Source organism: Amycolatopsis lexingtonensis, from assembly GCF_014873755.1.
In the GTDB taxonomy this organism is placed as follows: Bacteria; Actinomycetota; Actinomycetes; order Mycobacteriales; family Pseudonocardiaceae; genus Amycolatopsis; species Amycolatopsis lexingtonensis.
Genome location: NZ_JADBEG010000001.1, coordinates 3,399,358 through 3,411,646, shown reverse-complemented (window position 1 = coordinate 3,411,646; position 12,289 = coordinate 3,399,358). Strand labels below are relative to the sequence as shown.

Genomic DNA, 12,289 nt, shown 5'->3' with positions numbered 1-12,289 from the left:
GGCGACGAAACGTGGATGGCGACCAGGTGAGCGTGTACACGCTGCGGGCGGCGAAGGCGCAGGAGTCGGACTCGCTGGGCGTGTTCTGCGTGGCCTTGGCGGGCTCGAGGTTGTTCCTCGAGTTCACCGCGGAGGCGTCAGAGTTGTTCGCCGTTGCCCGCGAGGTAGAGCTGAAGGTTGACGTTCCGGGATTGTCATTTCGGGACTTGGTGACCGGTCTGGAGCGCGTGCTCGGTTTCGAGGGGGTGCCGGTGTAGGCAGACTTTTGCGGCAACAACCGTGCCCAGGTCGTCGCCGACGCCTACCGCACCGGCATCCTGAACGACCTCAGCCCCGGGCGACCTCGGCGGTGTGCGCCGGGAGGTAGCGCTCGCCCAGCACCTGGTCGCTCAGGGGGTCCAGCGCGGCCAGCGCCTCGGCGTCCAGGGTGAGCTCCAGCGCGGCCGCGTTCTGCTCCAGCCGCGCGGGGCTGCGGGTGCCCGGAATGGCCGCCACCGCCACGCCGAGCCGGTCGGCCTGGGCGTACACCCAGGCCAGCGCCACCTGAGCCGGAGTGGCACCGAGGCGGTCGGCGACCTCGCGCACGGTCTGCGCGATCTTCTCGTTGGCCTCGCCCGCCTCGCCGGCGAAACGGGGGTTGGTGCGCCGGAAGTCCTTCTCGCCCAGCGCGGAGCGGTCCAGAGCGCCGGTCAGGAACCCGCGCCCCAGCGGGGAGTACGGCACCAGCCCGACCCCCAGCTCCGCCAGCACCGGGGTGACTGCCTCGACGTCGCGGGTCCACAGCGAATACTCGCTCTGCACCGCGGTGATCGGGTGCACCGCGTGCGCCCGGCGCAGCAGCTGGCCGTCGACCTCGGACAGGCCCAGATGGCGGACCTTGCCCGCCTGGACCAGCTCGGCCATCGCCCCGACGGTCTCCTCGATCTCCACGTCCTGGGGCGGGCGGTGGGCGTAGTACAGGTCGATCACCTCGACGCCCAGCCGCAGCAGCGAGGCGTCGCAGGAGCGCAGCACGTAGTCCCGCGCACCGCGGATGCGGCGTGCCCGATCTCCGGCGCTGCGGTCGATGCCGAACTTGGTGGCCAGCTGCACCTGGTCCCGGCGGCCGTGGATGGCCCGGCCCACCAGCACCTCGTTGTGCCCGGTGCCGTAGGCGTCGGCGGTGTCCAGGAACGTGATGCCCAGCTCCAGGGCCCGGTCGATGGTGGCCAGGCCGCCGTCCCAGTCGGCGGCGCCGTAGCTCTCGCTCATCCCCATGCACCCCAGGCCCATCGCGCTGACGGTGAGACCGGGCGAGCCGAGCGTGGTTCGGGTGATCATGCGCGGATACTCCTCCTGCCCGGCGGACCGGGCGGTAGCTCGAGGGCTGGCGAACGCCTTCGACGCTAGGACCTGGAGCGCGCACCAGGTCAAGCCGCAGGACCCGTCGTGAGCGGTCAGTCGATGCCTTCGACGATGCGGAAGTCGCGCTCGACGCCGTCGGCAAGGGCGGCCAGCGCCTCCTGGTAGGCCGCGCTCTCGCGTGCCGCGACGGCCTGCTCGAAGCTGTCGAACTCGATCAGGATGGTGCGTTCGGCGATTCCGGCGTCGTGCGCCTCGACCCGGCCGCCGCGGACGAAGACCCGGCCGCCCGCGGCCTTGACGGCCGGACGGGCCAGCTCGTTGTAGGCAGCCAGCTTCTCGGGGTCGGAAATGGTGCGGTAGACGCTGACCCAGTAGCCCTTGGGCATGATGGAACCTCCAGTGTTGTGATGGGTGAATCCGGCTTACGAGCGCCGGCGGGCGAGAGCGAGGCTCGTCAGCGTCGTGATCGCCAGTGCGCCGATGCCGACCAGCGCCGCGGTGGTGTAGGCGCTGTCGTCCGGGAAGAGCCGGCCGGGGCCGGTGCCCGCGGCGAGGATCAGGCCGCCGATGGCGCTGCCCAGGGAGTACCCGACGCTGCGGACGACGTAGTTGAAGCTCATGGCGCTCGACGTCTCGCTCTTGGGGGTGACGGCCAGGATGACGCCGGGCATCGCGGCCGAGAAGCCGCCGACGCCGAAGCCGAGCACGCCCATCGCCGCGAACAGTTCGGCCAGGTTCGACCGGGCCGCCGCGAACAGGGCGAACCCGCCGCCGACCACGACGGCGCTGCCGGCCAGGAGCAGGGGGTCGGCGATCCGCGTGCGCAGCCGCGGCGTGAGCTTGCCGGCGACGAACCCCAGCACCGAGAACGGGATGAGGACCAGCCCGGCGACGAAGGTCGTCAGCCCGAAGCCGTAGCCGGCGTCGTGCGGCGTCTGCGCGTACCGGGTGATGAGCGTGAGCAGGAGGTACATGCCGATCCCGCCGGCGAACATCGCGAAGTTCGCCCCGGCGACCGCCGGGTGCCGCACCGCCCGCACGTCGACCAGGGGCGTAGCGCTGCGCAGCTCGGTGACGGCCCAGACGCCGAGCAGCACCACCGCGACGACGGCGAGGCCCGCCGCCACGGCGAGGTGCCGGCTCCACAGATTCCGTTCGCCGGCGAGGAACAGCACCAGCAGCAGCGCGGCGGCCAGGACGACCGCGCCGGCCACGTCCACGCGGGCGGAGCGGCCTTCGGGGGCCTCGGGCATGGAGCGCCACGCGGTCAGGAGTGCGGCGGCGGTGACGACCAGGCCGAGGCCGTAGGCGGCCCGCACCCCGCCGAGGTCGGCGAGCAGCGCGGCCAGCGGGTAACCGACGCCGGCGCCGATGATCGAGACCACCGAGATCAGGGCGATCGCGGCCGCGCTGCGCTCCTCGGGGAGGTGGTCCCGGGCCACGCCCATCATCAGCGCCGTCAGCCCGAGCCCGACGCCCTGGGCTGCCCGGCCGGCCAGCAGCCACGCGAACGGCAGCGGCAGCACGGTGAGCGCGCTGCCGGCGACGACGACCGCCAGCGTGGCGAGGATCGTGGCCCGCCGGTGCGGGCCGGCGCCGAGCCGGCCCAGGACGGGCGTGGCGACGGCGCCGCTGAGCAGCGCGATGGTCAGCGTCCACTGCGCGCTGCCGAGCGAGACGTGGAACGACGTCGCCACGCTGGTGATGAGCGGCGTCCCGAGGCTGGCCACCGCCGCCACGACCAGAGCGATGAAAATCAGGGCGGGGACCAGCAACCGCGTCTCGGGGAGCACCTTCACCGCGACCCCGCCGACCGGGCGCCGGTCACTGCTTCGCGGTCCTGGCTTTCGAGCTCTGCCAGGTGCTTCAGCGCGGGGAGGGCCGCCACCAGCGCGTCGACCTCGTCGCCGTCGAGCTCGCCGATCAACCGCTCGAACGCGTGGATGCCCGCCTGGTGCCGCGCGCGGACGTAGGAGGCGCCGGCCTCGGTCAGGCAGACCAGCGTGACCCGCTTGTCGGACGGGTCGCCCCGCCGCTCGACCAGGCCGGACTCTTCCATCACCCGGACCAGGGTGGTCATCGCGGGCTGGGTGACGCCCTCGACCGCGGCCAGATCGGTGATGCGCCGCGGGCCGGTCCGGTCCAGAGTGGCCAGGGTGGCGGCGGACGTCAGGCTCATGTCCCGGGGGAGGCGTCTCGTGGCTCGCGTGGCCAGGCCGTAGAGGGCTGCCCCGATGGCGGCGGATGGGTTGTCTCTACGGCGCATGCCCGGAGCATAGCAGGTTTATATTCATTGTTTATGTAAGTGGTCGTCGTCACGTGCGAGAGTGGTGTCATGAAGCCGGAAGTCCGGGTGCTGAGGGGTGCGCTGGTGGGCGCACTCGCGATCTGGGCGGGCAGCTGGCGGATCATGTACCTGGAAGTGCACCGGTGGCACCACCTGGACGCCCGGCTGCGCTTCGTCCCACCGCCCGTCCCGCCCGGCTATCCGCCGGTGCGAGCCGGGATGCCGGTGCGGGCGGCGCGGGTAGCAGCGTTGCTCGCACCGCCGGTCTCCGTTGTCCTGGCCTGGTTGTCTTTGCGGGCCGACCCGGAGTAGGCGCCGGTCAGCCGACCAGGAAGTCCTGGTTCGTGCTGGGCGCGTTCTTGCACGGCCACTGGTCCAGCTGCTGACCGGGGCTGGTGCCGGCACTGGGCACGTCCAGGCACAAACCGCTGCGCTGGTTGCGGAACTCGTACGAGCCGTCGGACTGGGGGACCGGTTGCCAGAGGTTGCCGGTGGCCGTGTTCGGGGGCTGCTGGACGATGTCGGGCGTGCCCTGGACGGTGGCACCGCCCGACACCGCCACGTCCTGGCCGGAGTTCTGTGCCCGCAGTTCGCCGTAGCCGCCGGTGCCCGGGATGAACTGGAACTGCTGGTTGGCCTGTCCGTTGCAGGTCCACTGGTCGATCGCCGCGCCCGCGGCCGAGGTGTTGCCGTAGACGTCGAGGCACAGGTTGTCGTGGGCGGCGACCAGCCGGTGGTAGCCGGTGGGGAACCCGCCGCCGGAACCCGACGCGGGGGTCAGGTAGACGGCGAACGCGTCGTGCGACGCCTGGAACGTGAGCGGCACGGTGATCGCGGTGCCGGCACTGATGTTCTGGTTGTACACCACCTGCGGTGCGGCCAGCGGCGCCTGGTCGGGGATGCGGTGCACGGTGACGTTCACGCTGCCGTTGTCCGCCAGCCAGGGAACCGCGCCCAGGCCGGTGAAGGTGACGGACGCGGCGCCGGTGTACCCGTTGGCGTCGCCGATGATCGCCACCGCGCGCCGGGCGGTGGCGTCCTCGGCCGCCGAGATCGCCGTCGAGCCGACCTGGCCGGCGGTGCCGACGAGGGTTCCGGTGAGGTCGGCGTAGTCGCGCATCACCCACCAGTTGCCGGTCGGCTGCCAGGTCCCGCCGCTCTGGGTGAGGATGCCGGTGAGGTTCGGCGTCACGCAGCAGACCCAGTTGCCGCGCATCGCGTTGGTGTACCCGGATTGCGCGAAGCGCGCGAGGTACCACGCGGTCACGCCGGCGGTCTGCCGGTCGGCGGGCTGGTACTCGTTCGCCGACAGCGGCACCGCGCCGATCCCCGCCGCGGCCAGGGCGCTGTTCAGGGACTGCGAGACGGTGACCGGGTCGTCGACGTCGCCCTCGTCGTGGTTGGTGATCATGTCCGGCACCGTCCCGGCCGCCTTTGCGTGCGCCAGCCAGGTTCGCCATTGCTCGGGCCGGCTTTGCGGGGTGTAAGCGAACGACGGTCCCACGATCTGCGCTCCCGGGGCGAGCCGCCGGATCTCCCGGTAGGCGGTGTCCCACATCTGGAAGTACTGCGGGCTGTTCACGCCGCGCGTCCAGAACACCGAAATGTCCGGCTCGTTGTCGATGTCGTAGGCGAACTTCAGCCCCGACGCCTGCAACGCGCCCACCGTCGCGTCGATGAACTTCAGCCAGTTCGAGCAGTCGCCGTTGTCGCACGGGTACACCGTGTTCGACGGCTGCCCGCCGTTGAGGCCGTAGATGTCGGTGACGAGCACCTGGTACTGCGCGTGGTAGGGCGGCCGGGTGAGCCGCTTCGCCTGCGCGATGATCGAGTCGAGGTCGGCCTTGGTCGCGGAGCCGTTCTGGTAGCCGTCCTTGATCCAGCCGCCGGAGAACCAGCCGCCGCCGCGGAAGGCGTTGATGTCCAACGGCTGCAGCAACGCGTCGGCCGGCTGGCTGCCGTCCTGGGTGATGCCGTAGAGGAAGCCTTCGCCCACGCCGGTCGCCGGTCCTCGCGTCGCGGAAAGGTCCACGGACAGCGAAACGCCCGCCGCCTGGCTGGTGGCCGGGGTCAGCACGGACCAGGCCAGCACCAGCGCCGCACCCAGCACCGGCCACAGCCGGCCGCGCCCGGTTCTCGTTCTCATGGGTCCTCCCGCGTCGCACGCGACCGCCGGAACCGGCCGGCGATATCGAACCGGTTCGACCGACGAGGTCGGGCGGACGGTACGTCGTGAGCCGGACGCGGTCAATGTGCCGGTTGCCGGAAACCGGATGACCACCGGGTTTCAAGCGCACGCCGATGAAAGTTTCAGTCCCGGCGGCTGGCCGGATTTCCGCTGGCGGGTGAACCGGTTCGACGTCGGAGGCCCTGCGTGCCGAGGTCCCGGCCGTGCACCTTTCACGGTCGCTTGACACCGATCACCGCCGGGGAGTTACCTGTTTTCGCTGTCGCACCAGGGATTGGTGCCGGACCGCCGCCTTTCGGACTGCGCCACCCGCAGAGATGCCAACGAAGCCATCGGAGTTCGCCATGCGCCCCTTCGCCCGCTCACCGCGTCGATCACCCCGCTGCCGGCCCGGTGCGCTCGCCGTCGCGGTGGGGCTCGCCGTCGCGCCGGTCTTGGCCGCGGCACCGCCCGCGGATGCGGCCTCGCCCCTGCGTTCGCTGGCCGAGGCCCAGAACAAGTACATCGGCACCGAGCTCACCGGCAACATGGTGAACAACGCGACGATCACCTCGCTCGCCGGCGCCCAGTTCGACATGGTGACCCCGGGCAACGAGATGAAGTGGGACACCACCGAGCCCGGCAACGGTTCGTACAACTTCGGCCCCGGCGACCGAGTCGTGTCCTTCGCGCAAGCGCACAACATGCGCGTGCGCGGGCACAACCTGGTCTGGCACGCCCAGCTGCCCGGCTGGGTGAACAGCCTGCCGCGCAACCAGGTCCAGGGCGCGATGGAAGCCCACATCACCACCGAGGTGACCCACTACAAGGGCAAGATCTACGCCTGGGACGTGATCAACGAGCCCTTCAACGAGGACGGCAGCCTGCGCCAGGACGCCTTCACCGGCGCCATGGGCACCGGCTACCTCGCCGACGCGATCCGCACCGCGCACAACGCGGACCCGAACGCCGTGCTGTACATCAACGACTACAACATCGAAGGCCAGAACGCCAAGAGCAACGCTCTCTACAGCCTCGCGCAATCCCTGCTGTCCCAGGGCGTCCCGCTCGGCGGGATCGGCCTGGAAAGCCACTTCATCGTCGGCCAGGTCCCGTCGTCGATGCTCGCGAACATGCAGCGCTTCGCCGCGCTGGGACTGGACGTCGCCATCACCGAGCTCGACGACCGCATCCAGCTGCCGGCCTCCAGCAGCAGCCTTCAGCAGCAGGCCAACGACTACGCCACCGTGGTGAAGGACTGCCTGGCGGTGACGCGTTGCCCCGGCGTCTCGCAGTGGGGCGTCGGCGACGCCGATTCCTGGATTCCCGGGACCTTCCCCGGCTATGGCGCCGCGAGCATGTACGACGGCAACTACCAGCCCAAGCCCGCCTACAACGCCACCGCGACGGCTCTCGGCGGCCCGCCTCCCACCGGCGGCGGGACCGGGCCGGTGCACGCCGTGGGCGCGGGCAAGTGCCTGGACGTGCCGAACTCGACCACCACGGCCGGCACGCAGCTGCAGATCCGGGACTGCTCGGGCGGGTCGAACCAGACCTTCACCCGCACCTCCTCGGGCGCGCTCAGCGTGTACAACGGCGGCGACTGCCTCGACGCCAGCGGCCGCGGCACGAGTGCCGGCACCAAGGTGATCATCTGGCCCTGCACCGGCCAGGCCAACCAGCAGTGGGCCGTCAACGCCGACGGGACGGTCACCGGCGTGCAGTCCGGGCTCTGCCTGGACGTCACCGGCGGGTCCACCGCCAACGGCGCCCTCGTCGAACTGTGGACCTGCAACGGCCGGAGCAACCAGCAATGGACCCTCGGCTAGCCGCGCAACCACCACGTCGGGAAAGGAACTCGTCATGACAAGGTTCAGGAGCCGGCGGGTGGCGGTCATGGTCGGCTGCCTCGCCCTGACCGCCGGTGGTGTCGTGGCCGGCACCGCCGCACCGGCCGAAGCCGCGACTTCGATCACGATCAACGGCTCGTCGGGCGGGCGCACGTTCGACGGCGTGGGGGCGATCAGCGGCGGTGGCGGCAACTCCCGCCTGCTGATCGACTACCCGGAGCCGGAACGCGGCCAGATCCTGGACTACCTGTTCAAACCCGGCTACGGCGCTTCGGTGCAGATCCTCAAGATCGAGATCGGCGGCGACACCAACTCCACCTCCGGCGCGGAGCCGAGCGTCGAGCACACGCGGGGGAGCGTCAACTGCGACGTCGGCTACGAGTTCTGGCTCGCGGAGCAGGCGAAGGCCCGCAACCCGAACATCAAGCTGTACGGACTGGCCTGGGGAGCGCCCGGCTGGATCGGCGGCGGCAACTTCTGGTCGACCGACACGCTCGGCTACCTGACCACGTGGCTGGGCTGCGCCAAGCAGCACAACCTGGCCATCGACTACCTCGGCGGCTGGAACGAGCGCGGCTACAACGTCGGCTGGTACGAGAACCTGCGCTCCACGCTCAACTCCGGCGGCTATTCGGCGGTGAAGATCGTCGGTGCCGACTCCGACTGGTCGATCGCCAACGACGTCAACTCCAACCCCGCTTTCGCTTCCGCCATCGGCATCATCGGCGCGCACTACCCGTGCGGCTACCGCTCGGCCCAGACGAACTGCGGCGTGCCCGCGGCCGCCACCTCGTCCGGAAAACCGTTGTGGGCCAGCGAAAACGGCTCGGACGACTACAACGGCGGCGCGCAGGCGATGGCCCGCGGCCTCAACCGGGGGTACATCGACGGGAAGATGACCGCGTACCTCAACTGGCCGATCGTCGCCGCGATCACCCCGAACCTGCCCTACCCGACCATGGGTGTCGCGCTGGCCGCGCAGCCGTGGTCCGGCCACTATTCGATCGGCAAGAACGCCTGGGTGCTGGCGCAGACGAGCCAGTTCACCGCGCCCGGCTGGAAATATCTCGACGCCTCCAGCGGCTACCTCGGCGGCAACCGGAACAACGGCAGCTACGTCTCGCTGAAGTCGCCGAACAACCAGGACTACAGCACGGTCGTCGAGACCGTCGACGCGAGCGGGCCGCAGACGCTGGCCTTCACCGCGACCGGTGGCCTGTCGACGGGCGCCGTGCACGTGTGGGCCACCAACGTCAGCTCCGGCAACGCGGCCGACTACTTCGTGCACACCACCGACCTCACCCCGTCCGGCGGCAGCTTCAGCCTGACCGTGCAGCCCGGGTACGTCTACACCCTCACCACCACGACCGGGCAGGGCAAGGGCACCGCGGCCGGTCCGGCGGCGGGCGCGCTGAGCCTGCCCTACAGCGACTCCTTCGACGGCAACGCGATCGGCACCGAGGCGAAGTACCTGATGGACTGGCAGGGTTCCTTCGAGGTGGCGGCCTGCGGCGGCGGCCGCGCGGGCCGGTGCGTGCGCCAGATGAGCGCGCAGGCCCCGATCACCTGGGACCCGCTGACCGACCCGCACACCCTGCTCGGCGAGCTCGGCTGGAGCAACTACACCGTTTCCTCCGACGTCCTGCTCGAAAAGTCCGGGTACGCCGAGGTGATCGGGCGGGCCGGCAGCCAGAGCTACACCGGGGCGGCCGGGCTCAACGCCTACCACCTGCGCGTGAGCGACACCGGCAACTGGTCGATCCTGAACTCGAACACGAACGGCACGGTCGCCACCCTCGCGCACGGCACGGTCGCGGCGCTGGGCACCAACCGGTGGCACACGTTCGCGCTCACCTTCTCCGGCAGCACCGTCACCGCCGTCGTCGACGGCGCGACCGTCGGCTCGGCGAACGATGCCACCTGGGGAGCCGGCCAGGTCGGCTACGCGACGAGCCAAGGGGAGACGGCCCAGTTCGACAACCTGTCGATCACCCCGGGCAGCGGCGGGAACGGCGGCACGACGTCGACGGTCGTCGGCACCGGTTCGGGGCGCTGCCTGGACGTGCCCAACGCTTCGCAGACGTCGGGTACGCAGGTGGAACTGTGGGACTGCAACGGTGGCGCCAACCAGCAGTGGACCTCGACCGCCGCCGGTGAGCTGCGGGTGTACGGCAGCTCCTGCCTCGACGCCAGCGGCCAGGGCACGACCCCCGGCACCAAGGCGATCATCTGGACGTGCACCGGCGGTGCCAACCAGAAGTGGACGCTCAAGTCCGACGGCACGATCGTGGGCACCCAGTCGGGCCTGTGCCTGGACGCCATCGGAAACGGCACCGGCAACGGAACCCTGATCGACCTCGCCTCCTGCACCGGCGGCGGCAACCAGAAGTGGACCCGGAACTGAGGAGGGGCTACCCGGCGAGCCGCAGCGCGAGGTACACGCCGCCGCCCGCGGCCAGGAACCCCAGGAGGAGGCCCGCCCAGCGCGGGATGTCGTAGTCCTCGAGCAGGAACTCGCGCACGAGCGCGACGAGCAGGCCGAGCCCGCCGAACACGATCATCCAGACGTCCTGGCTGATCGTCGCGCGCAGGTCGACCACGGTGCCGCCCTTGCGCACCAGGACGATCTCTTCGGTCTGCTTCGAAACCTTGACCACGACCGGCGTGCCGGGGTCGGTGTCGAGTGCCTGGTCGTCGTCGCCGAACTCGAAGGTCCCGTTCTCCGCGTCCCGGACGGTGATGAAGTAGATGGTGGAGGAGGTGGCGTCCGACCCGCTGCCGGTGTGGACCTCCTTCCGGTGGGCGATGACCGTGCCCTCGACGTCGTAGGTCGGTGCGTCCCGCACGGCCAGGTCGTGGATCGTGTAGGTGAGCAGCGCGGCCGGGAGCGCGAACCACAACACGGTGCCGACGAGGCGCAGGATGATCATCGGTCCAGCCGACCACGGCCGCGGCCTCGGCGGGAGGGGACAAACGCCCTCACCCGGCGAGGTACGCGGGATTCGCGAGAAAGTTCTGCCCGGCGGTACACGGATCGCGCGCGGGAGCAGTCTTCCTAGTGATGGCTGACTACGAGGACTTCGTCCGGGCGCACCTGCCGCGGTTGCTGCGCTACGCGACGATGCTGACCGGCGAGCGGGAGCAGGCCGCTGACCTGGTGCAGGACGTGCTGGTCAAGGCGTACCGGCGGTGGGGGCGGATCAGCGACGCCGAGCACCCCGACCGCTACGTCCTGCGGATGGTGACCAACGACTACCTGTCGTGGCGGCGCAGCCGGTCGGCGCGGCTGATCGCCGTGGGCGACCCGCCGGACGCGGCGCGGCCGGACGACTTCGCGGCGGACCACGCGGCGCGCGAGGACATGTGGCAGCGCCTGGCGCGGCTGCCCCGGCGCCAGCGCGCGGTCGTGGTGCTCCGGTACTACGAGCAGTTCGCCGACGCCGACATCGCCGGCCTGCTCGGCTGCGCCCAGGCCACCGTCCGGGCCCACGCCCGCAAAGCACTGACGACCCTGCGACACGGCCTGAGCATCGACCGGGTGGCCCAGGCGAAGGAGAGCTGATGGACCTCGAGAACCTGATCAAGGACACCTTCACCGCCCACGAGCCCGACGCCCCCGACAGCGACCAGGTGCTGGCGGCCACGCGGCAGCGCCTCGACCGCAAGCGCGCCGTGGTGAGCCGTCCGCTCGCGGCCGGTGCCGGGGTGGTCCTGCTGGCGCTGGCCGCGGTCGCCGTCGTCGCGCTGAACCGGTCCGCGCCCGACGACCAGGTGGCCACGGGCGCCGGCCGGCCCGCTGCTCCGGCTCCCGTCGCGGCCCCGCCCAAGGCGGCCATCGCGGAGCTGACCATGCCGTACTCGCTCGGCTGGCTGCCGCCGGGCAAGGCCGACTACCACGCGCGCCGGATCAACACCGGGGGCAGCGCGGCGAACCCCGACAAGCCGGTGTACGGCGGCGAGTACATGCTGACCGTCACGTCCGGACCTCAGGTCCTGCTCGTGGACGTGCAGGAAATGCGGATGATGCCGGTCTCGGAGGCCGCCTTCAAGTCCGGGCCGGGCCGGCCCGTCACCATCGGCGGGCGGGCCGGGGTGGAGAGCTCGAACTCCGGCGGCCGGGGCGGTTACGAGGTGTACCTGACCCACCCCGAAGGCGGCTCGCTGTACGTCAACGTGTCCGCGGAGCCGGGCAGCACGGCGCCGGCGCAGCAGCTGATCGACGCGGGCCGCCGCGTCGCCGAGAACGTCACCTTCCCGGGCAAGACCACCGTCACCCCGGCGTTCGGCCTCGGCAAGCTGCCCGACGGCCTGCGGATGTGCACGTTCGACGTCGAGAAGGGCGGTCCGGGCGGCGGGGAGCGCACGAGCTACTCGGTGGGCACGTGCAGCACCGTGCCGCCGGTCCAGGTCCGCAGCGACGAGGCCGGCCAGGTGCGCGGCACCGCGGGGCGGCCGGTCCAGGGACACGCGACCCGTTACGTGGAGGAGAAGGGCTACCGCACGCTCTGGATCCTCGACGCCGTCCACGACGCGCCGATCGCCGTCGCGGGTCCCAGCACGCAGGCGGAGTTGTACGCGATCGCCGACCACGTCGTCCTTCCGCACTGAGGGTGCCGTGGGTCCTCTTCGGACACGTCCGAA

Annotated in this window: 12 protein-coding genes; 6 read left to right on the top strand and 6 right to left on the bottom strand. The window is 71.1% G+C overall.

Going from position 1 to position 12,289, the window contains the following annotated elements; all coding sequences use genetic code 11:
- The first annotated feature begins 26 nt into the window (after positions 1 to 26).
- Positions 27 to 257 (top strand): hypothetical protein, encoded by a 231-nt coding sequence (locus H4696_RS15480; protein WP_192782331.1) that lies wholly within the window; start codon positions 27 to 29, stop codon positions 255 to 257.
- A gap of 70 nt (positions 258 to 327) precedes the next feature.
- Here H4696_RS15480 and H4696_RS15475 read toward each other — a convergent pair whose 3' ends face one another.
- From H4696_RS15475 to H4696_RS15460, 4 genes are all read right to left on the bottom strand, one after another.
- On the bottom strand, positions 328 to 1,320 hold the full coding sequence (locus tag H4696_RS15475; protein ID WP_086861627.1) for an aldo/keto reductase: 993 nt from the start codon (positions 1,318 to 1,320) through the stop codon (positions 328 to 330).
- 116 nt (positions 1,321 to 1,436) lie between these two features.
- A complete protein-coding gene (locus H4696_RS15470; protein ID WP_086861626.1) occupies positions 1,437 to 1,730 on the bottom strand; it encodes a DUF1330 domain-containing protein in 294 nt (97 codons plus the stop codon).
- A gap of 36 nt (positions 1,731 to 1,766) precedes the next feature.
- Entirely contained in the window at positions 1,767 to 3,143 is a 1,377-nt protein-coding gene (locus H4696_RS15465) for an MFS transporter (protein WP_086861625.1), read from the bottom strand.
- A complete protein-coding gene (locus H4696_RS15460; RefSeq protein WP_225955696.1) occupies positions 3,140 to 3,610 on the bottom strand; it encodes a MarR family winged helix-turn-helix transcriptional regulator in 471 nt (156 codons plus the stop codon). Before H4696_RS15460 ends, H4696_RS15465 begins: the two co-directional genes overlap by 4 nt.
- Positions 3,611 to 3,679: 69 nt before the next feature.
- On the opposite strand from H4696_RS15460, the gene H4696_RS15455 reads away from it, so the two are divergent.
- The gene (locus H4696_RS15455; protein WP_143265137.1) at positions 3,680 to 3,943 is read left to right on the top strand and encodes a hypothetical protein; all 264 of its coding nucleotides are present in this window, start codon (positions 3,680 to 3,682) and stop codon (positions 3,941 to 3,943) included.
- A gap of 7 nt (positions 3,944 to 3,950) precedes the next feature.
- Here H4696_RS15455 and H4696_RS15450 read toward each other — a convergent pair whose 3' ends face one another.
- On the bottom strand, positions 3,951 to 5,777 hold the full coding sequence (locus tag H4696_RS15450; protein WP_086861622.1) for an RICIN domain-containing protein: 1,827 nt from the start codon (positions 5,775 to 5,777) through the stop codon (positions 3,951 to 3,953).
- A gap of 386 nt (positions 5,778 to 6,163) precedes the next feature.
- On the opposite strand from H4696_RS15450, the gene H4696_RS15445 reads away from it, so the two are divergent.
- Entirely contained in the window at positions 6,164 to 7,627 is a 1,464-nt protein-coding gene (locus tag H4696_RS15445) for an endo-1,4-beta-xylanase (RefSeq protein WP_086861621.1), read from the top strand.
- Positions 7,628 to 7,661: 34 nt separating this feature from the next.
- A complete protein-coding gene (locus tag H4696_RS15440; protein WP_086861620.1) occupies positions 7,662 to 10,052 on the top strand; it encodes a ricin-type beta-trefoil lectin domain protein in 2,391 nt (796 codons plus the stop codon).
- A gap of 7 nt (positions 10,053 to 10,059) precedes the next feature.
- On the opposite strand, the gene H4696_RS15435 is transcribed toward H4696_RS15440, so the two are convergent.
- Positions 10,060 to 10,578, bottom strand: coding sequence for a hypothetical protein (locus tag H4696_RS15435; protein ID WP_086861619.1), 519 nt, complete (start codon positions 10,576 to 10,578; stop codon positions 10,060 to 10,062).
- Positions 10,579 to 10,709: 131 nt separating this feature from the next.
- On the opposite strand from H4696_RS15435, the gene H4696_RS15430 reads away from it, so the two are divergent.
- Positions 10,710 to 11,210, top strand: coding sequence for a SigE family RNA polymerase sigma factor (locus H4696_RS15430; protein WP_169735026.1), 501 nt, complete (start codon positions 10,710 to 10,712; stop codon positions 11,208 to 11,210).
- A complete protein-coding gene (locus H4696_RS15425) occupies positions 11,210 to 12,256 on the top strand; it encodes a hypothetical protein (RefSeq protein WP_086861617.1) in 1,047 nt (348 codons plus the stop codon). Before H4696_RS15430 ends, H4696_RS15425 begins: the two co-directional genes overlap by 1 nt.
- The last annotated feature ends 33 nt before the right edge of the window (positions 12,257 to 12,289 follow it).